Raw genomic sequence first — 21,196 nt, forward strand, 5'->3', positions numbered from 1 at the left:
TATTTAATTGTGAAACTTGCTGAATAACATTATTAACTCTTGGCATAAAAAACCTCCTAAATAGTAGTTATATTATATATTATAACCATATTTATAGAGGTTAATCAAATTTCAACAGTTTATTAAAACAAAGCCTTTTATTTATAATACAAAAAAAGTTAGGATGGAGATGATATCCTAACTTTTTATTGTTTTAAAAGTACCAATTTTATTGGTATTAGTATGAGGCATATCAAAAAAAAATAGGTTTGGCTAAGTGTACTTAGAAACAAAGGAATAATAAAGGCCATATTAACCAAGCATTACCAAATCCACAGTTTCCAAATCCACAACCATTATTGAAATTTCCACAGCATCTATTATTCATACAAGAGTTGTTATTTCTACAACAATTTCTTCTACAATTATTACAATTGTTTCTCATGTTTACTCCTCCTATAAATAGTAAAGCTTGTTTTTAGAGCTAAACTATTTTGCTTATACTATAATATACTCAAAGGTAGTAATTTGGTGCACATAACAACAAGAAATGTAAATAAAAATATATTTATTTTACTTAATTTTTAAGAAGAAGCACGCTATAGAGAATAATATTGAGAATCTATTTTATTATTTTAATAAATAATATAAAATAATAGTAATCAAAAGGAGAAATAAAAAGAAAAGAGGGAATAAAAATGAGTAGACTTTTAAAGTTAAGAGAATCAATGAAAAAATATAATATAAATTATTATATAATTCCAAGTTCAGATCCACATCAAAGTGAATATGTAGCAGAGTACTATACGGGTAGAGCTGCGATTTCAGGTTTTACTGGATCAGCAGGAACATTATTAGTTGGAGAAAATGAAGCTAAGTTATGGACTGATGGAAGATATTTTATTCAAGCTGCAGAACAGTTAAATGGAACAGGAATAGACTTAATGAAAATGGCTACACCAGGCTATGATACTATAAATGAGTGGATAGAAAAGAATGTGTATGAAGGAGAAACTATAGGGTTTGATGGAAATTGCTATAGTGTTAATCAATATAAAGAACTATTAAATATAAGTAAAAAGAACAACTTTAATATAAAAATGGACAAAGATCTATTAGAAGAGGTTTGGGAAAATCGACCTAGTTTACCTAAATCAAAAATATTTATTCATGATGTAAAGTATTGTGGAAAAACTGCTAATGAAAAGTTAAAAGCTGTAAGACTCGTTATGAAGGAAAAGAATGTAGAAAGTTATTTATTAACTTCCTTAGATGATATAGCTTGGTTATTTAACATAAGAGGAAATGATGTTTTGTTTAATCCAGTAGCATTAAGCTATTCAATAATCACTGATACCGAAGCTAAACTATTTATTGATAAAAGCAAGGTAAATAAGGAAGTTGAAGATGAGTTAAAATTACAAGGAATTGAAGTGTTTGAATACCTAGAAATTGAAGAAGAAATAAAGAAACTTAATGGTAAAGTGCTAATAGACCCTGCAAAAGTTAATGCAAAATTATACTCTTTATTAAAATGTGAAATAAAAGAAGAGGTAAACTTAACAACTAATTTAAAAGCAATAAAAAATAATGTTGAAATAGAAAGCTTAAAGAATTGCCATATTAAAGATGGAGTTGCAATGGTTAAGTTTATCAAATATTTAAGAGATAATATAGGAAAAGAAAAGATTACAGAATTATCAGCTAGTAAGGTATTAACTGAACTTAGAAGTAAGGAAGAACTAGCAATGGGTGATAGTTTTGGAACTATAGCAGGGTATAAAGAACATGCAGCAATGATGCATTATAGTGCTACAGAGGAAAGTGCTTATGAGCTTAAAGAAGAAGGATTATTTTTAGTAGATTCAGGTGGACAATATTTAGATGGAACAACAGATATAACAAGAACTTTTGTTTTAGGAAATATTACAGAAGAAGAAAAAAGGGATTTTACGTTAGTATTAAAGGGACATATTAATTTAGCTAATGCAAAATTCTTAAAGGGTGCTACTGGAGGAAACTTAGATGTATTGGCAAGGGGACCTTTATGGCAATATGGATTAGATTATAAGTGTGGAACAGGTCATGGAGTTGGATTTTTCTTAAATGTTCATGAAGGCCCACAAGGAATAAGACCGTATGGAAATAATGTAGTTTTAGAGCCAGGAATGATATTAACTAATGAACCAGGTGTTTATAAAGAAGGTAAATTTGGAATAAGAATTGAAAATATTATGGTAGTAGTTGAAGATGAAACTAATGATAATGGAGAGTTTTATAGATTTGATACAATATCATACTGCCCTATAGATTTAAATGGAGTTAAGGTTGAGTTATTAAATGATGATGAAAAAGCATGGCTAAATAACTATCATAAGAAAGTATATGATAATCTTTCTCCTTATTTAAATGAAGAAGAAAAAGAAGTTTTAAAAATGGAAACTAGAGAAATATAAATATTGTGTAGGAATTTAGTTGATTTATATGATATAGAAAGAAATATTATATTGTAATACAAATTGTTTATGGAATTTTAATATAGAAATAAAGAAAAAATAAATGGAGTATCGTAAGGGAAGTTATATTAATTTCTGTAGATAACCCATTTATTTTTTTATATATTAAATGAAGAGAAGTAGTATAAAATATATACTTACATATAAGAAAAATTAAAAAAAGAGAGAAATATGAGTATAATTTAAAAAAATAATATATCAGACTATATTTATCTACTTTAAAATAATTTAAAAAGTATTATAATTAATATAAGTAATAATTATTATTAAATAAAAATTAAAGTTAATAATAAGAATGAGGTAAAAATATGGATGAAGCAAAAACTATAGAGATGATAAAGAAAAATCCAAGTATTATAAAAAATATAGATAATCCTACTGAGGAAATGAAATTAATAGCCATTAATAAAAATGGACTTTTATTAAGATATATAAATAATCCTACATTAGAAATGCAGGAAATTGCTATGAATAATAATCCTAGAGCTATTGAGTTTATAGAAAATCCTACGGAAAAAATGATGATTGAAGCAGTAAATAATGGATGGAGCAATTTAAATTATATTAAAAATCCAAGTTATAATGTTATTAAATTAGCTATAGAGCAAAGGGGATGGGCAATTAGATATGTTAAGGAGCCTAGTGAAGAGTTACAATTATTAGCTGTAATGAGGGATTACGATTCAATCAAATATATTAAGGAGCCATATGAAAGTGTTCAAGAGGCAGCTGTAAATATAAGTTATGATGCGTTAAGATATATAAATTCACCTTGCTATAAAGCTGAGGTTGCAGCTATTAAAAATAACGAAGCAGCAGTAAAATTTATAACCGATTTAAATAAAGATAAAATATTAAACTTTTTAAAGGTAAATATTTTAGTAATTAGATATATTACAAGAAGTATGCTAAATGAAATTTCTCATGAAGAATTAGAAGAAATATTTAAAGAAGTATTATCAAAAGATGATGTTGATGAAAAGTATGTTAGAGATTTCTTAAATTGTAGTATTATTGATAGAAATAGTGAAATAATTGATATTGATAAAATTATGTTTATATATAAGTATGGAAGTAAAAAAACAAAAAGAATTGCTGTAGATGAAAAACTAAAGATGATGTAAGGGGAAGAAAAATGAATTTTATAGATACGTTAAGAAGTGTAGAATTAGTATTAGCAACAGAGGAAGTGCCTTTAGTAGTTGGAGAAAGTGGAATAGGAAAAACAGCTTTAGCTAAAAGATTAGCTAAAGAAAATAAGTGGAAATTAATAGTTATTGATGGTAATCTTCTTAAAGAAGGTGAAATAGGGGGATTACCGACTGTAGAGTCATATATAGCTATGGATTCTAATGGAGATAAATTTGAAAAGAAGACAACAATATATGCTGTTCATACAAAGTTAAGGGAAATTGATGAAGAAATAGCTAAGGGTAATAAGGTACTTTTATTTATTGATGAAATAAATCGTTGTGAGCATACAGTTCAACAAGAACTTATGAATTTAATATTAAATAGAGAGATAAATGGATACAAATTACATGATAATGTAAATATATTAGCAGCAATGAATCCATCAAGTAAATATGGCTCTGACTTTGATTATCAAGTAGTTGATATGGATGCTGCTCAAGAAAATAGATTTGTATGGCTTAATATGGAAAGTGATCATAATGTTTGGTTAAAGTGGGCAATGGAAGCTGGAATTGAGCAAGAAGTAATAGAATTTATTTCAACATTCCCAGAATATTTACATAAGATAAATGAAGATGATGTAAGAGCAACGCCAAGAAGTTATGAAAGAGTTTCTAAAGCGCTTAAAATTTATAAAGAAAAGAAAGACTCTATACCTAGAGCTGTATTTTTAAATGTTATAAAAGGTAATGTAGGAAAAGTTATAGCAGAAGAATTTATAAGTTTCATCGAAGCTGAACATAGTCCTTTAATATCATTTGAGGAAGTATTTGCTGGAGATACCTTAAGTGAGGAAGTTATAGAAAAAGTAAAAAATGAAAGTCATACTAGACTTTATTTAAGTGCAATGAATATTTTAAAATCTTTAGAAGAAAATATCAAAAATTTTGGTGATGAAGATTCTTATTATATTAATAGATTTATTGAGTTCTTAAAAGAGTATCCTGTAGATTTAATGGTAGGAATTATGAAGGATATGAAAAATGCTTATCCTGAAAGCTATAAGAGGGCTTTAGAAAATGAAACGTTTGTAGAAAGTTATTTTGAATCTTATAGTTCAATAAGGGGATAATGTATGGAAGGAAATTTTGAAAGCATAAAGAATGTACTTTATAATGAAGCTAGTGAATTAGTTAATAGTTCAGCTATGTTTAAAGCATTGCGTGCTAAAGAAAAAATTGATGTAGATATACCTAAAGAGTTTGCCGAGAAATTTTTTAAGATTATAGATAAAGTAAATTTAAGTCTTATGGAAGAAAAGGATAATTTTTATGGATACTTTTTATTTCAAATGGGTAGGGAAATACGCTTTGATATAAATAGTCCAACTGGTATAAATTTTAAAGGGGCTAAATATGTTATATATTTTAATCCAATAATATTTTTACAGCTTAATATAAAACAAATGGAAAGTACTATTAAGCATGAAATTCATCATGTATTATCTATGCATTTAGCAAGAGCAAAAGAATTAAGAGGAAAGTTTAGTACACTTGCAATTAATTTAGCCATGGACATAGTAGTAAATCAATACTTAAATAATTTACCACCATATGCAACTACTTTAAAAGGTGTAAACTTAAAGTATGAATTAAATCTTGAGCCTTATAATTCATTTGAATATTATGCTGAAAATATTCAAAATGTTTTAAATGTATTAGAAGAAAGTGATGAAGGGGAAGAGGATGATAGCTGGGGAGAAGAATTAGAAAATGGATATGATCCAGAAACTACTCATGATCTTTGGGATGAAAGTGAAAACATAGATGAAAAAACTCTTAGGGATTTTACTGAAAAGTTTATAAGTAACTCTGAGAAAGGTGTAATACCTATTCATATAGAAGGAATGATCGATTCATTGAAAAAAAGCAAGGGAGAGCTTCCTTGGAATTTATTCCTTAAAAAATTAATGGGTACAGTAGAAAGTAATAAAAAGAAAACTATAACAAGAAGAAATAGAAGACAGCCTAATAGATTAGATTTAAGAGGTGAACTTAGAAATCATAAAGCTGAAATTGCAGTTGCAATTGATATAAGTGGTAGTATTAGCGATGAAGAGTTTAAGCAAGCAGTTAAAGAAGTTTTATCTATAGTAAAAAATTATAATCATGAAATAACTATAATAGAATGTGATAAAGACATTAAACGAGCGTATAAGGTTAAAACTATAAAGGATGTAAAAGAAAGATGTTCTTCTGGTGGAGGAACTAGATTTACTCCTGTCTTTGAATATGCAAATAATAAAAATATTAATTTATTAATTTATTTCACTGATGGTAAGGGAGAAGATAAATTAGGGGTAATACCTAGAGGATATAAAGTATTATGGGTTATTTCAGGAAGAGGAGAAGGAATTTCATTAAAAGAATCTTATGGAGCTGTTAAAAAGCTTAGTAAAGTTGAAATAAAAGATAATACACTAGATATGAAAGATGTTAGAAATGATGGTTATTCAATGAATAACCAAGAACCGATATTTTAAGTGATAATAAGTACAGATTTTATTTAGTATATATTGCAAAAGGAGAATTTACTTTGGATAAGACATACATGTTTGATAACTATATATCAATAGGACGAAACTTTATGACTGAAAAGAATTATTTAAAAGCTTTAAAGTTCTTTAAAAAAGCATATAATTGTCCAGAAGGAAAAGAAGATATAGATTTAATTTTGGATTTAGCATTTCTTTATGATAAAATAGCAAACTTTGATTTAGCTGAAAAAATGTATAGAAAAGTAATAGAATTAGATGATACTAATGCTATAGCTTATTATGGTTTAGGTATAATTTATGATGATGATGAATTATATGAGGAAGCTATTGAATATTATAAGAAAGCTATAGAAAATGATAATAAATACGAAAAGGCATATTTCTTTTTAGCTAATGCTTATGATGAATTAGGAAATAAAGAAGAGGCTATAAAGAATTACAAGGAAGTATTAAAGATAAATCCGAAGGATTTATGGGCAAATGCAAATTTAGGATGTATTTATGATGAATTAGGAGATACAAAACTTGCTTTAGAATATATGGAAAAAGCTTTAGAAATAGATAGTAAGCATTTTAGAATTCTTTTTAATATGGGTGTATTTAATAAGAAGTTAGGAAATTTAAAATTAGCAGAAGAATATTATAAAAAGTCTATAGAAGAAAATCCGTATTATCCATACAGTTATTTGAATTATGCTGTAATGTATAGAGAAAAAGAAGATTATAATAGAGCAATTGAAATAATTAATGAAGGAATCTTAGAAAATAAAGATGAAGGATTCTTATATTACAATAGGGCTTGCTTTTACGTATGTATAAATAAATTAGACTTAGCATTAGAAGATATACTTAAATCTATTGAGCTAAATGATTTTTTTGAGGAATATATGAAAGAAGACGAAGACCTTGATGCTATTAGGAAACTAGAAAAATATAAAGAGATATTTGGATAAAAATACAGTAGACAAATTTGTTTTCATACAAATTTGTCTACTGTTTATTTTAATTATCTATTATCTATTTTTTCAGGATATAAATCATGATTAGCTAATCTATTAAAAGCAATTTCCTCCCATTTTGTACCTGGTTTTCCATAGTTACAGTAAGGATCAATTGAAATACCGCCTCTTGGAGTGAATTTACCCCAAACTTCAATATACTTAGGGTCCATAAGCTTAATTAAATCCTTCATAATTATATTCATACAGTCTTCATGGAAATCACCGTGATTTCTAAAACTAAATAAATATAATTTTAATGACTTACTTTCAACCATTTTTATATTTGGTACATATGATATGTAAATTGTAGCAAAATCAGGTTGAGCAGTAATTGGACAAAGGCTTGTAAATTCAGGGCAGTTAAACTTTACAAAATAATCATTGTTTGGATGTTTATTGTCAAAGGTTTCTAAAATATCTGGATTATATCCAAATTCATATTTTATATTTTGATTTCCAAGTAAATTTAATTCTAAATCATTTCTCATGGGTTATTCTCCAATCTTATTTTTTAAAGCATTAATTAAAAATAAACCTAATATTGCAGGTATAACTTGTCCTAAACACAAGCTAATAGCTAATGCACTATAAGGAACATTTAATAACATTGATAGCCAAATAGGTACTATTAAACCAGGAATAAAGATTATTGGTAATATAGTAAAGTAAATATTTAATTTATATTTACGAACAGCATAAACTAATAAAGCTGTTATTATTCCAACTAATCCTCCTCCGATAATATCAAATATACCTAATCCGCCAAGTAGCATGTTAGATAAAACGTTCGCAAGTCCCAAAGGTAAAGCTAGGAATGGAAAAATATAAGATAATGAATATAAACTAGTTGCTAAACGAACTTGTATAGCACCAAAGGCAAAGCTTTGAGTTATTACCATTATTACAACATATAGAGCAATAACAATTGCTGAAATTGTTATTTTTCTTGTTTTAGTCATAGTATTTTCCATAAATATCACCTCCAGAAAATAAAAAAAGGATGGAAAAAATCCATCCTAAATAAACAATAATAGTATTTCTATTATTAATCCCTAGTTTTATTTTGAGACAGGATGGTTACGAACTGTCTTATATTAAATTATTATTCAACTTTGCTCTTAGAGAAAAGTTGAATTTTAGATTAACTAAATTAAAAATCTAGAATCTCACTTAAGTATATAGTGCTTATGTGGATAAGTCAACCAATTAATAAATAATAGAGGAGGAGAGGATAATATAGTAAAAATGAATATTTAATTTTAAAACAAAATGAATAATATGATAATTTGTATGCATACAATTGATTTATTTGTTTTATTAGGTATAAAATGGATATAAAGTTTTATAAATAAGGGGGCAAATATTAATGAATAACCAAATAAGATTTAAAAAATTAATTCAAACTGCATTATTAGCAGCATTATGTTTTGTATCTTTTACTTACTTACAAATTAAAATTCCAGTACCAGGTGGAGATGCAACTTCACTTCATATTGGAAATGCATTTTGTGTTTTAGCAGCTTTATTGCTTGGAGGATGGTACGGAGGATTAGCTGGAGCAATAGGAATGACAATTGCTGATTTACTTGATCCAGTATATATATTAGTAGCACCTAAAACATTTGTTTTAAAATTATGTATAGGATTAATAACTGGATTAATTGCACATAAAATAGCAAAAATAAGTGAAAGTAATGATAGTAAATATATTTTTAAGTGGAGTTTAATAGCATCAATAGGTGGACTTGCTTTTAATGTAATTGCAGATCCTATAGTAGGCTTTTTCTATAAGCAATATATACTTGGACAACCTCAAGATGCAGCTATGATTTTAGCAAAATTAAGTGCTGCAACTACATTCATAAATGCTGTGGTATCAGTAATTTTAGTAGCAATTATATATAATGCAATAAGACCAATACTAAAAAAATCAGGTTTATTACTACCGGTTTAGTTAGTTAAGAGTTAAGGTTGAAAACATACGGTTTTCTTTGAATGACAAGGGTGAAGAAAGTTTCAAGTGACAAGTTAAGGAATAAATTATATTTTAGCTTATCACTTGTTACTGAATCCTCTTTTCAAAATTTAGATTAATCAATAGAAAAGTCTTTTCCATAAGCACATTTGTTAAAGTGCTTTTCAGCATCAATTAATCTCATACCTAAAATTTTAATAGGGGAGCTAGAATCAGTAGTAACTTCTCCGCAACCAAGACCTTTATTTATTGACTTATATAAATAATTTATAGCTTGAGGCTTAAACCCAAGTAGTCTAGCAGCAACAGTATCTGTAGCAATAGGATCAGTTCCGCATAAAACTAAGCCAGTATGATTACCAATTCCTTTATGAGGCCCAGTTCCAACCATTGCAGGGCTTGCGCTTACAATAGAAAGATCTATAGTGAACTTTTCGAGCATAGCACTTATAAATCCATGCAAATCTTTATGGATACCTAAATTCTTTTTTGGATAACCTTGTTCTTCACCAGTTGGCCATCCCATAGCTATATTTTTAATAGATGCAGAAATAGTAGCTTCTTCATGAATTTTTAATTGAGTAAATGATATTAAAAATGTCATTTCATCATATAGTTTATTTAAAGCTATTGATTTTGGACAACTATGATTAAGTGGAAGATTAATAAAAGGCCCATTATTTAAATTTATAAATTCAACATTTTCTGATTTAATAACATCCATAAAACCAATATCAATCATTAATTATTAGTTTTAGCAAAATTTAATATTTTATTTGATGTTTATTCTTATTGTAGAAATATATAAATAGTATAAGAAAATACATGGAAGTTTCTGTGAATTTGTAATAATATATAGTTTGGTAAAAAGATTATATAGTCAATGTTAGAAATAAGTAAAAAATAAAATTAAATATAAATATGAAGAGGAAAAATTATGAGGAGTAATGAAGTTAAAGATTTAACACAAGGAAATGTATTTAAGCTTATTTTAGGATTTTCAGTACCACTGCTGTTAGGAATGTTATTTCAACAATTCTATAGTATGGTGGATACAATTATTGTTGGTAAATATTTAGGGGTAAGTGCTTTAGCTGAAGTAGGTTCAACTGGTTCAATAAACTTTATGATAATTGGATTTTGTATGGGAGTATGTAATGGGTTTGCTATACCTGTTGCACAAAAATTTGGAGCAAATAATTATAAGAAGTTACGTAAGTATGTATTTAATAGTGCTGTTTTAGCAGCTATTTTTTCTATTGTTATGACTATGATTGTATGTGTTCTTTGTAGAAGTATTTTGGAATGGATGAATACACCAAGTGATATTATAGATGGAGCATATAGTTATATTTTTGTAATATTTTTAGGAATACCAGCAACATATCTTTATAATTTATCATCAGGAATTATTCGTTCTCTTGGAGATAGTAAAACACCGTTAATGTTTTTAATTATGTCATCAATAATAAATATAGTTTTAGATTTAGTATTTATAATTGTGTTTAAAATGGGTGTTGCAGGGGCTGCATGGGCAACAATTATAGCACAGGCCGTGGCTGGAATTTGGTGTACTATATTTATGATGAAAAAATATAAGATACTAAAGTTTGAAAAAGATGAGTTAAAATTAAATGGACATTATATAAGTAGGCTTTGTTATATGGGCATTCCAATGGGATTACAATACTCCATTACTGCTATAGGAAGTGTAATTTTACAAACGGCAGTAAACGGGCTTGGATCTCTTGTTGTAGCAGCTGTTACGGCTTCAAGTAAAATTTCAATGTTCTTATGTTGTCCTTTTGATGCTTTAGGGTCAACTATGGCAACATATGCGGGACAAAATGTAGGAGCAAAAAAATTAAGTCGTATCAGTGAAGGAATAAAGAAAAGTTTATTAATTGGATCAGTATATTCTATAATAGCATTAGTAGTATCAATTTTCTTTGGTGAAACTATAGCATTATTATTTGTTAATGCAGGAGAAACAGAACTGCTTTTAATGGTTAAGCAATGTTTAGTAACATCAGCAGCATTTTTTATACCACTATGTATTGTAAATGTTGTTCGTTTCACAATTCAAGGTATGGGATATTCAACATTTGCAATTTTTGCAGGTATTTGTGAAATGATAGCAAGGGCACTTTGTGGATTTATTTTAGTACCTATGTTTGGATTTACAGCTGTTTGTTTTGCAAGTCCTATTGCTTGGATATTTGCAGATGCATTTTTATTGCCAGGATATAAAAATGTATCTAATAAGCTAAAGAAAAAGATAGAGATCTCAGAAATAGATTATAAAAACAATAAAGATGAAAAAATTGAAGAAAGTATTACTTTAATAGATTAAAAATATAAGATTAATTATTTTATATAAAAATTATATATTAGTTAATAATAAGAATGGTATCATGATTTAGCAATGATATCATTTTTTTATTGAATTATTTTATCATAGTAGTTTAAGTTGTTTTAGACTAAGTGTTTGACAAAAAAAAACTTTTAGAATAAAATAAATTTAAAAGTAGTTCACAAAGTAAACTACTTTTTCTTATATTAGTTAGAGGGTGTTGTGATTATGGAAAATAATGATTGGATAACAATGGTTGAGAATATGAATGAAATCAGATTATTTAGTAGATTACTTATACGTCGTGTTACAAAAGAACATGAAATATCAACTCAGCATTTAGATTTATTATCTCAACTTATAATTAATAATGGAGGAATGACTCCGTTAAGGCTTAGTAAGGCGATGTGTGTTAGTAAAACTATAATAAGTAGATTAATAGAGGGGTTAAGCCAAGCTGGATATGTAGTTAAAAAGCAAGATTCTCATGATAAAAGAAGTTATAGTATTTTTATTACAGAAGCTGGTGAAAAAAAAGTAGATGAAATATTTAAGTTCTATTTAGGGCCAATATATAATCTGCGAAGAAAATTAGGTGATAAGGATTTTTCAGAATTAATGTATTTTATAGAAATGGCTAATAAAAAAATAGGAGAAGAGGGGGAATTAGAATAATGAGTTTTTATCAAGCTATACAATTAGGAGCTAATAGTTTAAAACCACTAATAAAGAATGCTGAAAGCAAAGAAATAAGAAATAAGTATATAGCAGCAATTATATTAAGAACAGTGTTAAATCTTATGTTTTGTATGTTTGTTATTGTTAGTTTTGGGGCAGTTTTTGGATCGGAAAATAGTATAGTTGGAGTTGTAGCAGTTTTAGCTTTATTACATTTTAGATTTTCAAATTTAGATTTTAATGTTGGACAATCAGCATTAACTATATTTGGGGTATTTTGCATTTTTGCAGTGGTGCCTTATTTTGCAAGTATATCAAATCCCATATTAGGATTTGTAATAAATTTTCTTTCAATAATAAGTATATTAATTTTAACATGCCATAATGTAAAATTATTTAATCATAGTATACTTGTATTATCATATCTTCTTTTATATGGATATAAGATTGATAATGAACAAGTTCTTTTTAATCGTATTATAGGATTAATTTTTGCAGGGATTTTAGTGACATCAATATTTTATATAAAACAAAGAAAAATAAAGTTTGAAAATAAATTTTCTAATATTATAAAAGATATTGATTTTAATACAGAAAGAACAAAATGGCAATTTAAATTTGCTTTTGTGGTAACTTCATCAGTATTAATTGGAGAGCTTTTACACATTCCAAGAGCTATGTGGATAGGAATTGCATGTATGTCAATATTTCATCCAGATAGGGAGCAGATAGAAATACGTTATAAAGATAGAATGAAATATATGATTATTGGATCTATAATATATGGATGTATTTATATTTTACTTCCAGAGGAATTTAGAAGTTTTATAGGGCTTATGGGTGGAATAATGGTTGGATTTAGTGCAACTTATAAATGGCAAGTAGTATTTAATGCATTTGGTGCCTTAGCTGCAGCAACACCTATTTTAGGACTTGGAGGAGCGATAATATTCCGTATTATAAATAATGTTTTTGGAGCATTATATAGTAAGGGATTCGATTATATAACTAACAGCATAAATAAAAAGGTATTAATGAATGTAAATGAAGCATAGAAGCTTTCTATAATAATTAATCATAATACTAATTTTTTATTGTACTTTATCAGTGGAGAACGAAAAAATGGATTATCTTAAGGAGTTAATATAAAATTCCTTTAAATAATCCATTTGTTTTTTTATTTAAAATCAAGTAATTAATAACTAAATAAGGCAAAGCAAACTAACGATTTATCTGTATTTATAGGTGCATAACCACAAGTAACAAGGTAATCCTCTTTAGATAAAATTAAATCTGTAGTTTCACTAGGGTACAGCAATTCTGTAGTACTCCATAAACTTTCTTGGTTATTGCTTCCTATACATTCAATAAAAGCATGAGAGTTATTATTAATTGTTGAAGATCCAGAAATAATATAATTACCTTCTTTTGATTGAATTATATTATTTAATTTATAATTGGAATTTTTTTTCGACCATACAATATTACCAATAGAATTTATTTCGAAGATAATAGATTTTGCTACTACAGCAAAATGTCCATTTTTCATTTCAATAATAGATGAATTTACAATATCGCTATCTATAAATTCACTATAAATCCTATCCCATAATTTTTTTCCATTTGAATCTATTCTTAATATAAAAATATTATTTAAAGATGAATTTAATGTATTTATAGCTCCAGACAACATAAATCCATTATCCATGGTTTCGACTATTGAAAAAGCAACACCTATATCGAATAATTCATCCCACTGTAACTCATATTCATTATTAAATTTGAAGATTCTAGTCTTATAAGAAATACCATTATAAAATAAACTAGTTATGGCAAATCCACCATCAGATGTGGCACAAATATCATAACCTTCAGATTGCATACCAACAAATCCTAGTGTTTTTTGCCAAACAATATTTCCGTTTTCATCTAGTTTAACTATCCAAGTATATTCATCACTAGCATATTCAGAATAATAATATATACCGGTAGCTACTAAATCACCATTAGTTGTTTGAATTATTGAAGTAAAAAATTGAGGAAGTGGGGAACTATATATTTTTTTCCAAATTACATTACCTTTGTAATTCACTCTTATAGCAAAGGCAGATGAATGAGAGTCTTTATTATGAGCTTTTCCAACAATTATATAATCACCATTTTGGCACTCAATAATTGAGTTTGGTGTTAGCGAATAATCAAAGCTATAAGTAGTAGCAAATTTAAGTTTTGTCATAATATAAACAACCTCTTTATAAAGTTACTTTTGGTAAAAATAACTAAAACATTCTAATGTAAAATATGTAAAAGGCGAGGAAAATGTTACTGCTAAGAAAGAGTGATAGATTGAATATGAATTTGTTAAGGAGTTTAATGTAATGCTAAATAAAATGGATATATTAATAAATGATGAGGTTAATGAAATAAGATTCATTACTTTTAAAAGTTTAGTAATAAATGATATGTTATAATTACAAATAGTAGATAAGGAAAATTAGTATGAAATACTAGGGAGGAAAATCACATGAAATTAAAAAAGATGATAGTAGGAGTAACAAAGACCGATATAAAGAACTTTTTAAAGTTACAAAATAAAATTAATATAACTGATATATTTATTAATGATGAAATAAGATTAATTGGAATAGTTCAATTTTTAGGAATGAATATAAATATTGAAACAGAATTAAACATTTCAAAGGTTAAATTTAATAGTGTTTATTTAAATATAAACAGTTTTAAAATTTTAAAAATGAATATAGTGAATTCTATATCAAAAAAAGTTTTTAATTATGTAATAAATGTTTTTACTGATTTAGAAGGTATAAGCTTTGAGGGAAATGATTTTAAATTAGAAGTAGATAAACTTATTAATAGATATTATAAAGAACAAGGACTAATTGATTTAAATAAGATGCAAGTAACTGAGGTATCAATAATTAACAAAGAAATAGAAATAGTTTTTGGTGGAATTGATATTGATACTGAAGTAATTAGAAAAGAATATGGTGTAGATGAAATTCCATATGTTGAAGCTGAAATAGTAAGTGAGTAGCAATAGATGAACTATCTATATAAGTAATGAAATATATAATTATAAAAGGTAATATATTATGAGGGGATTAGTTTATGAATACAACAATTTATTTAACAAGACATGGTCAAACTTTATGGAACTTGGAAAAAAGATTACAGGGAAGAGGAAACTCACCATTAACTGAAGATGGAATAGAAAGAGCTAAAGAGCTACGAGATAGACTTAAAAATATACATATAGATATTATTTATTCTAGCCCAATTGAAAGAGCATTTGAAACAGCTAAAATTATTAAAGGTGATAAAGATGTTGAAATTATAACTGATGACGGATTTATGGAAATGTGTTTTGGTGATTATGAAGGAAGAAAAACTGATGAGGTTATGAAAGAAAATCCTAATTGGGATATAGGCCTAATTATGAAAGGTAATACTGAATTATCAGCACCAAACGGTGAAAATTTAAATGAAGTTAGGGCTAGGGTTGCTAATACTATGAATAAAATAATAAAAGCAAATATAGGAAAAACTATTTTAATTGTAGCTCATGGAATAACTCTTAAAGCTATTATGTATTACTTTAAAGACAATGAGGTAAATTCAGAAGTTATGGGACAAGCAACTTTAACTAAAATTAATGTAGATGAAAATAATAATTTTAATATTGAATTTAAAAATGATAGTAGCCATTTTACAGTAAAAGATCAAAAATTAGGGTGGTAGATGTTAAAGTATTATTCAAACAATATAAAACAATGTACTGAAAAATTTATTTTAAGTTATTTTATAAAATGAAAGTAATTGATAATTATATTAAGTATAATATAATTTCTTAAGCATGTAGCTTATAATAAAGTAATAACATCGAAATGGAGTTAGTGACATATGAATAAAGAAGTGAAAATTTTTAAGATACAAAATTATGATTATTTTAGATGTACTGCTGATAAATGTAAGTTTACATGTTGTTCAGGATGGGATGTAAATATTGATAATAACACTTATATTAAGTGGAAGAATAATAAAAAAAATTATATATTACAAAATGTAATAGAAATAATTAATGATGATGAAGTTGAGTATTTTATAAATAAAGAAACTCAAGAAAAGTGTCCATTTTTAGATAATAAGGGATTGTGTAATATAGTAAAAAATGATGGTGAGGAATGTTTATCATTAACATGTAAAAAGTTCCCTAGAATTGAAAATGTACTTGAAGGAAGAAAAGAAATTACATTATCATGCGCATGTCCAGAAGTTGTAGAAAATATAAGTAAATTAAAAGGAAAAATTAAAATGATTTCTTCAGATAATAAAATAATGGAGGAAAAATCTACAATGTATAAGGTTAGGGAATTATTAATTTATATTATTCAAGAGAAAAAGTTGTCATTAGATGATAAATTAATACTTTGTTTTGATATATTAATTAATATGTTAAGTAATGATATAAGTAAAAATCAAATATTAAAAGAATATAAAAGTGATAAATATATTAGTAACGTACTAAGAGCATTTAGTGAAATTGAATTTAATATAGAAGAAGCAATAGAGGAATTAAATTATTTATTTTTAGATATTACTGAAAATTATAAGGATGTTGAAGGATTAGAAAATTCATTAAGAGAAATATATAAATTTTCAGAAAGTAAGAAAGATAAGAATTATATTAATAAATGGATAATCTATAAAAAAACATTTGAACAATATAATGAGTTAATAGAAAATTGTATAGTATCTAAAATCTTAAGTGAGTGTACTAGTGAAGATTTTCAAGAGCTTGCACTTAGTTTTCAACTTATAATATTAGAATATTTATTAATGAGATATACGGTATTTTTAAAATATTATACTAATAATAAAAATGAAATATCAATTGAAGATATTAAGGAATATATTGTAGTATTTTCTAGAGTTATTTCAAATAATTCTGAAGCTGTTTTAGAGTTTTTAGAGGATGGATTTGGAAAAGCAATTTTAGATATTGGATATATTAAATTAATTATGATATAGAATAAAAATATTATAGTGTTGAATATTAATATTGGTAATCAATTTTTAAAGAATAAAGAAGAAGTTTATATTTTAAATACTTATTTTAACCTTAATCAAATATAAGAAGTTGATTAAGGTTTTTTATTTTTAATGAGTTATAGATTTGTAATATTCCTAAATTAATGTAAAAAAGTGAAAAATGTGGCAAAAAGGAGTTTTGAATATTAAATAAAATGTTTAATCATAATAAAAAAATATAGAAAAATAAAGAAAAAGGGTATAAAATATAAAAAAAGGTATTAATACAGAAAAACTTTTGTTGAGTATTAATGGTTAAAGGGGAGATGTTGTATGGGAGAGGTATCTATAAAAAAAAACACTGTAGCTGAAAAGGCAAGTGATATAATAAGTGTTTTTTTAATGTTAGCTTTAGTTCTGATAACATTTTTTGTTTATAAAATATTTATAACAGGCAATAATAAAGAATATTTATCAGCTACATTAGAATTATTAAAGATGATTAATAGTTTTTTAGCTATTATTTCAGTTATAAGTTGTTCAATTTTATATAAAAAAACAAAGAAAAATACAGTATTTACATTAATATTAGTATATATAGGGTTAGTTATTGGAATAATTACAGATCAATTTGATTATTTTACTTTTATAAGTAATGAATTTTATATTTCTGATTATATAATGATTTCTACATCAATATTAAGAATGCTAATACTTTACACTATTCTTTTTCCAAAAAGTAAATTATATAAATTTATAAAAGAGAATAGGGGTTTTTCATTAATATTTGTTGTTATATATTCATTTATAGTAGGAATAATTGAAAAGTATTTAAGAGGAACAATTTTAAATATACCTGATAGTGTATTTGTATACTATAATGTATTTTTATTTATCTCATATTATATTATTGCCATCAGGTTGATTTTTATATCATTAAAGGAAAAAAGTGTAATAGTAGGATGTTTTAGTGTTAGCTTAGCTTTATTAGGAATAAAGGCTATATATGCAATATATGCTCATACTGGTTTATATTTTGATATAATGCTAACATCAATATTAATTACCTATATATCTTTTATTAGTGTAATTATTGGAACAGTAATAGAATTATATTTATTGTATGAAGAATCAAAAATTCTAAATGAAGAATTGCAAAAATTTTATAATTTAGCGCATTATAATAGTCATACATATATGTTTATTTGTGATAATAAGTTTAATGTATCTTATATGAATAACAAAATTAAAGAAGGATTTTCAAATGATATCAGTAATGAGAAATTTAGAGAATTAATACTTGAAATTGAAGATGTAAAAGAGAAAATACCAGAAATATTAAGGGAATTAAAAAGAACTGGAATGTGGAGAGGGATACTTACAGATGTTAAAAAAGATGAAATAATTGATTGTTTTATTCAACTTATTCATTCAGATAAAGGTGAAAATCAAATTTTGGTTAGTTATATTAATATTTCTAATAATATTAGACTAGAATCTGAAATTCAGGCTCATAAACTAAATGATATAAAAAAAGCCGAGTTTATATCTACTCTTTCACATGAATTAAAAACACCATTAAATATTTTTGCTTCGAGTGTGCAACTTTTAGATAGTTTTAGTGATGGTGATAAAGAAGAGTTTGTTTATAAATATAAAAAACATAGTCCATATTTAGCTTTAAATTGTAAGAGGATGTTAAGACTAATAAATAATATAATAGATTTAACAAAAATAGATGTAGGAATGATAAAACCTAATTTTGGGAACTATGAAATAGTATCACTTATAGAGGAGATAGCTTTATCCATAATTCCATATGGAATGTCTAAAAATATTGATATTGAATTTGATACTAATGTAGAGGAACATTATATTAAATGTGATCCTAATATGATTGAAAAAATAGTATTGAATTTACTGTCTAATGCTATTAAATATTCAAAAAATAATGGATATATAAAAATAAATTTAATTTTAGAAAGTGATATAATAAGATTTATTGTTAGTGATAATGGAATTGGTATCGATGAAAAAATAAAGGGTAAAATATTTGATAGATTTTCAAGAGGAGATAATTCGTTAAATAGATTAAATGAAGGTAGCGGAGTAGGTTTAAGTATAGTAAAATCAATGATAGATATTCATAATGGAAATGTAACTGTAGAAAGTGTTTTAGGTAAAGGAAGTACTTTTGAAGTTCAGTTACCAAACATAAAAATAGAAGATGAATTAGAGGAAATATATGAATATAATCGTGATAAAACAGTTTTAGAATTATCAGATATTTATTAAATTAATTTATATTATAAATATTTTGTTGACAAAAAATAATAATGGAATATAATGAATTATAATAATATAAAGCTTTGAAGAGAAAGAGTAAAATTAATAGAGTTATAAAGAGAGGTTCCGGTTGGTGAAAGGAACATAACAAGTTAATTTGAATACATCTCTGAGCAGCACTCCGAAAGATAACAACCAGTAGGCAGATGTCGTAATGCACACGTTATAGTGCTAGAGTATAACCAAAATTTTTTTGGCGTACTTGAAGAGGTTGTTATTGTAAGATAATGATAAATTTAGGTGGTAACACGTGAGTAATGCTCTCGTCCTATTCATATAGGATGAGAGCTTTTTTATATGACGAATTGTCAAGCTAAGTGTTGCACTTAGCTTGACAATTCGTCATATAAAATAGTTTAAGGGAGAAAAATAATATGGAATTTTATATGAAGTTACCAAGAAATAAAAAGGAGATGACAATTTTTATAGCAATTATTTCAGTTATATCTGTATGTATAATTGCACCACTAATAACTTGCTTTGAAATTGGATTTAATATTACTGTATGGGGAGAAGCTATGAGAGTTGTACCATTCATATGGATTAGTGTTATTATAGTTGTTTTACTTACACATAAGCCAGCGGACTGGTTAACTGGAAAAATAATAAAAAAAGAAGATAGTTTTAATGCACATATTATAGTAAACACATTATGTACAGTATTCTTAATGTCAATATTACTAACGATAATTGGAACATGGATTGGTTTTGGGAAAATTACTATGGAGCCGATTTATAACTTCTTTTATAAATGGCCAAGAAATTTTGCAATTGCATTTGCTGTAGAGATTTTTATAGCACAACCTATTGCTAGATTTGTAATGAAAAAGATGCATGAAGTACAAGAAAAAGTTGTTCAAAATGAATGCTAATTAGTGCTATTAAAGTTATAAAAGTAGAAATAGTTATTTGATACTACAGGAACTTTAAATATGTCAAGAAGTTGATTCTATTTCAAGTTCAAGTAAATTATTCATGGTATAACAGGAACTTTAGCTATAGTTTTAATGTTATTTCATGTAGGATGGGTAACTTGGGTATTATATAAAAATAATGAAGAGCAAAAAGCTAAATTTCATAAGTTTAGTATATTTGTATGGGCAGTATGGCTTATACCATATGTTATAGGTATGATTATTGGAATGGGTGCTTAGTTAAAAGGATAAATTAAGAAAAAATAAAAGCAAGTAGTATTTTCAAAAGTAAATACAGCTTGCTTTTATTATTATACTTAAAATATTAATTTATCATTTTTAAAATTTCATCTTCTGGAGTAGAAGAATCACATTTAACTTCTATTTTGCCACTTTTATTAACAATAAATCCAGGAACAGTTACAATATTATATTTTTCTCTAAATGCCTTAAGATTATTATCAGAGAAAGACTCACTATTTACATAATATATAGTTGTATTAATTTCATCTGATAATCCACTTAATTTTTTAGCAAATTTACGACAATAAGGACAAGTTTCTCTTCCTATATAAACAACAGCTAAGTTTTCTTCAGACAATAATTTATCTGCTTGTGTAGAATTTATTTCTTTAAATACTTGAATATCTTCTTTATATGTATTTTCATCAAACATTTAAAAACCTCCGAGTCT

The 21,196-nt window shown here is 25.8% G+C and carries 20 protein-coding genes, 1 pseudogene and 1 other annotated feature; of the genes and pseudogenes, 15 read left to right on the plus strand and 6 right to left on the minus strand.

All coding sequences use genetic code 11. The features are described 5' to 3' along the window. Positions 1-262: 262 nt before the first annotated feature. Complete coding sequence (locus ABUA17_RS04560; RefSeq protein WP_172676141.1) at positions 263-424, minus strand: hypothetical protein; 162 nt, start codon at positions 422-424, stop codon at positions 263-265. 247 nt (positions 425-671) lie between these two features. Here ABUA17_RS04560 and ABUA17_RS04565 point away from each other — a divergent pair, with 247 nt between their 5' ends. From ABUA17_RS04565 to ABUA17_RS04585, 5 genes are all read left to right on the plus strand, one after another. Next, on the plus strand, positions 672-2,435 hold the full coding sequence (locus ABUA17_RS04565; protein ID WP_042399648.1) for an aminopeptidase P family protein: 1,764 nt from the start codon (positions 672-674) through the stop codon (positions 2,433-2,435). Positions 2,436-2,803: 368 nt separating this feature from the next. Then, positions 2,804-3,619 (plus strand): hypothetical protein, encoded by an 816-nt coding sequence (locus ABUA17_RS04570; RefSeq protein WP_055291155.1) that lies wholly within the window; start codon positions 2,804-2,806, stop codon positions 3,617-3,619. An 11-nt stretch (positions 3,620-3,630) separates the two neighbouring features. Beyond that, on the plus strand, positions 3,631-4,761 hold the full coding sequence (locus ABUA17_RS04575) for an ATP-binding protein (protein ID WP_055291157.1): 1,131 nt from the start codon (positions 3,631-3,633) through the stop codon (positions 4,759-4,761). A gap of 3 nt (positions 4,762-4,764) precedes the next feature. Continuing rightward, the gene (locus tag ABUA17_RS04580) at positions 4,765-6,171 is read left to right on the plus strand and encodes a vWA domain-containing protein (RefSeq protein WP_055275465.1); all 1,407 of its coding nucleotides are present in this window, start codon (positions 4,765-4,767) and stop codon (positions 6,169-6,171) included. Positions 6,172-6,239: 68 nt separating this feature from the next. Next, positions 6,240-7,139, plus strand: a complete 900-nt coding sequence (locus ABUA17_RS04585) for a tetratricopeptide repeat protein (protein WP_042399693.1) — start codon at positions 6,240-6,242, stop codon at positions 7,137-7,139. A 53-nt stretch (positions 7,140-7,192) separates the two neighbouring features. On the opposite strand, the gene queF is transcribed toward ABUA17_RS04585, so the two are convergent. Together queF and ABUA17_RS04595 are read right to left on the minus strand one after the other, a co-directional pair. After that, complete coding sequence (queF, locus tag ABUA17_RS04590; protein WP_042399636.1) at positions 7,193-7,675, minus strand: preQ(1) synthase; 483 nt, start codon at positions 7,673-7,675, stop codon at positions 7,193-7,195. Positions 7,676-7,678: 3 nt separating this feature from the next. Next, complete coding sequence (locus ABUA17_RS04595; protein ID WP_242833253.1) at positions 7,679-8,158, minus strand: QueT transporter family protein; 480 nt, start codon at positions 8,156-8,158, stop codon at positions 7,679-7,681. A gap of 395 nt (positions 8,159-8,553) precedes the next feature. Between ABUA17_RS04595 and ABUA17_RS04600 the strand changes: the two genes are divergently transcribed. Further along, positions 8,554-9,141 carry an ECF transporter S component gene (locus ABUA17_RS04600; protein ID WP_042399633.1) on the plus strand — a complete coding sequence of 196 codons (588 nt, stop codon included), beginning with the start codon at positions 8,554-8,556 and terminating at the stop codon, positions 9,139-9,141. A 136-nt stretch (positions 9,142-9,277) separates the two neighbouring features. Here the strand turns inward: ABUA17_RS04600 and ABUA17_RS04605 are convergent, their stop codons facing one another. Further along, positions 9,278-9,904 carry a DUF362 domain-containing protein gene (locus ABUA17_RS04605; RefSeq protein WP_082423869.1) on the minus strand — a complete coding sequence of 209 codons (627 nt, stop codon included), beginning with the start codon at positions 9,902-9,904 and terminating at the stop codon, positions 9,278-9,280. Positions 9,905-10,099: 195 nt separating this feature from the next. Between ABUA17_RS04605 and ABUA17_RS04610 the strand changes: the two genes are divergently transcribed. The 3 genes from ABUA17_RS04610 (at position 10,100) to ABUA17_RS04620 (ending at position 13,248) form a co-directional block, all read left to right on the plus strand. Beyond that, positions 10,100-11,515 carry an MATE family efflux transporter gene (locus ABUA17_RS04610; RefSeq protein ID WP_055275463.1) on the plus strand — a complete coding sequence of 472 codons (1,416 nt, stop codon included), beginning with the start codon at positions 10,100-10,102 and terminating at the stop codon, positions 11,513-11,515. 228 nt (positions 11,516-11,743) lie between these two features. Further along, positions 11,744-12,190 (plus strand): MarR family winged helix-turn-helix transcriptional regulator, encoded by a 447-nt coding sequence (locus ABUA17_RS04615; protein WP_055291161.1) that lies wholly within the window; start codon positions 11,744-11,746, stop codon positions 12,188-12,190. Next, complete coding sequence (locus ABUA17_RS04620) at positions 12,190-13,248, plus strand: FUSC family protein (protein WP_055291163.1); 1,059 nt, start codon at positions 12,190-12,192, stop codon at positions 13,246-13,248. Before ABUA17_RS04615 ends, ABUA17_RS04620 begins: the two co-directional genes overlap by 1 nt. Positions 13,249-13,388: 140 nt before the next feature. On the opposite strand, the gene ABUA17_RS04625 is transcribed toward ABUA17_RS04620, so the two are convergent. Then, on the minus strand, positions 13,389-14,429 hold the full coding sequence (locus tag ABUA17_RS04625) for a hypothetical protein (protein WP_055291164.1): 1,041 nt from the start codon (positions 14,427-14,429) through the stop codon (positions 13,389-13,391). A 288-nt stretch (positions 14,430-14,717) separates the two neighbouring features. Between ABUA17_RS04625 and ABUA17_RS04630 the strand changes: the two genes are divergently transcribed. From ABUA17_RS04630 to ABUA17_RS04655, 6 genes and pseudogenes are all read left to right on the plus strand, one after another. Beyond that, positions 14,718-15,248 carry a hypothetical protein gene (locus ABUA17_RS04630; RefSeq protein ID WP_042399615.1) on the plus strand — a complete coding sequence of 177 codons (531 nt, stop codon included), beginning with the start codon at positions 14,718-14,720 and terminating at the stop codon, positions 15,246-15,248. Between the two features lie 74 nt (positions 15,249-15,322). Then, positions 15,323-15,952 carry a histidine phosphatase family protein gene (locus ABUA17_RS04635; RefSeq protein ID WP_055291166.1) on the plus strand — a complete coding sequence of 210 codons (630 nt, stop codon included), beginning with the start codon at positions 15,323-15,325 and terminating at the stop codon, positions 15,950-15,952. A 162-nt stretch (positions 15,953-16,114) separates the two neighbouring features. Beyond that, positions 16,115-17,242: a flagellin lysine-N-methylase gene (gene fliB, locus ABUA17_RS04640; RefSeq protein ID WP_055291168.1), complete on the plus strand. Its 1,128-nt coding sequence runs from the start codon at positions 16,115-16,117 to the stop codon at positions 17,240-17,242. 333 nt (positions 17,243-17,575) lie between these two features. Then, on the plus strand, positions 17,576-19,537 hold the full coding sequence (locus tag ABUA17_RS04645; protein WP_042399605.1) for a sensor histidine kinase: 1,962 nt from the start codon (positions 17,576-17,578) through the stop codon (positions 19,535-19,537). 65 nt (positions 19,538-19,602) lie between these two features. After that, positions 19,603-19,862, plus strand: a binding site (T-box leader). Between the two features lie 100 nt (positions 19,863-19,962). Continuing rightward, entirely contained in the window at positions 19,963-20,460 is a 498-nt protein-coding gene (locus ABUA17_RS04650; RefSeq protein WP_042399598.1) for a DUF2798 domain-containing protein, read from the plus strand. 99 nt (positions 20,461-20,559) lie between these two features. Beyond that, positions 20,560-20,742 (plus strand): annotated as a pseudogene (locus ABUA17_RS04655) (HsmA family protein); the annotation flags it as partial. 85 nt (positions 20,743-20,827) lie between these two features. On the opposite strand, the gene ABUA17_RS04660 reads toward ABUA17_RS04655, so the two are convergent. After that, positions 20,828-21,178, minus strand: coding sequence for a DUF6568 family protein (locus ABUA17_RS04660; RefSeq protein WP_042399595.1), 351 nt, complete (start codon positions 21,176-21,178; stop codon positions 20,828-20,830). Positions 21,179-21,196 lie beyond the last annotated feature (18 nt).

It is taken from the genome of Clostridium sp. RTP31139st1_H3_RTP31139_211217 (assembly GCF_040227035.1).
In the GTDB taxonomy this organism is placed as follows: Bacteria; Bacillota; Clostridia; order Clostridiales; family Clostridiaceae; genus Clostridium; species Clostridium saudiense.

What these genes read in the sequence shown, in the direction of transcription:
- ABUA17_RS04560 (WP_172676141.1), bottom strand. Translation starts at nt 424, where the DNA reads ATGAGAAACAATTGTAATAATTGTAGAAGAAATTGTTGTAGAAATAAC.
- ABUA17_RS04570 (WP_055291155.1), top strand. Translation starts at nt 2,804, where the DNA reads ATGGATGAAGCAAAAACTATAGAGATGATAAAGAAAAATCCAAGTATT.
- ABUA17_RS04575 (WP_055291157.1), top strand. Translation starts at nt 3,631, where the DNA reads ATGAATTTTATAGATACGTTAAGAAGTGTAGAATTAGTATTAGCAACA.
- ABUA17_RS04580 (WP_055275465.1), top strand. Translation starts at nt 4,765, where the DNA reads ATGGAAGGAAATTTTGAAAGCATAAAGAATGTACTTTATAATGAAGCT.
- ABUA17_RS04585 (WP_042399693.1), top strand. Translation starts at nt 6,240, where the DNA reads ATGTTTGATAACTATATATCAATAGGACGAAACTTTATGACTGAAAAG.
- queF (WP_042399636.1), bottom strand. Translation starts at nt 7,675, where the DNA reads ATGAGAAATGATTTAGAATTAAATTTACTTGGAAATCAAAATATAAAA.
- ABUA17_RS04595 (WP_242833253.1), bottom strand. Translation starts at nt 8,158, where the DNA reads ATGGAAAATACTATGACTAAAACAAGAAAAATAACAATTTCAGCAATT.
- ABUA17_RS04600 (WP_042399633.1), top strand. Translation starts at nt 8,554, where the DNA reads ATGAATAACCAAATAAGATTTAAAAAATTAATTCAAACTGCATTATTA.
- ABUA17_RS04605 (WP_082423869.1), bottom strand. Translation starts at nt 9,904, where the DNA reads ATGATTGATATTGGTTTTATGGATGTTATTAAATCAGAAAATGTTGAA.
- ABUA17_RS04610 (WP_055275463.1), top strand. Translation starts at nt 10,100, where the DNA reads ATGAGGAGTAATGAAGTTAAAGATTTAACACAAGGAAATGTATTTAAG.
- ABUA17_RS04615 (WP_055291161.1), top strand. Translation starts at nt 11,744, where the DNA reads ATGGAAAATAATGATTGGATAACAATGGTTGAGAATATGAATGAAATC.
- ABUA17_RS04620 (WP_055291163.1), top strand. Translation starts at nt 12,190, where the DNA reads ATGAGTTTTTATCAAGCTATACAATTAGGAGCTAATAGTTTAAAACCA.
- ABUA17_RS04625 (WP_055291164.1), bottom strand. Translation starts at nt 14,429, where the DNA reads ATGACAAAACTTAAATTTGCTACTACTTATAGCTTTGATTATTCGCTA.
- ABUA17_RS04630 (WP_042399615.1), top strand. Translation starts at nt 14,718, where the DNA reads ATGAAATTAAAAAAGATGATAGTAGGAGTAACAAAGACCGATATAAAG.
- ABUA17_RS04635 (WP_055291166.1), top strand. Translation starts at nt 15,323, where the DNA reads ATGAATACAACAATTTATTTAACAAGACATGGTCAAACTTTATGGAAC.
- fliB (WP_055291168.1), top strand. Translation starts at nt 16,115, where the DNA reads ATGAATAAAGAAGTGAAAATTTTTAAGATACAAAATTATGATTATTTT.
- ABUA17_RS04645 (WP_042399605.1), top strand. Translation starts at nt 17,576, where the DNA reads ATGGGAGAGGTATCTATAAAAAAAAACACTGTAGCTGAAAAGGCAAGT.
- ABUA17_RS04650 (WP_042399598.1), top strand. Translation starts at nt 19,963, where the DNA reads ATGGAATTTTATATGAAGTTACCAAGAAATAAAAAGGAGATGACAATT.
- ABUA17_RS04660 (WP_042399595.1), bottom strand. Translation starts at nt 21,178, where the DNA reads ATGTTTGATGAAAATACATATAAAGAAGATATTCAAGTATTTAAAGAA.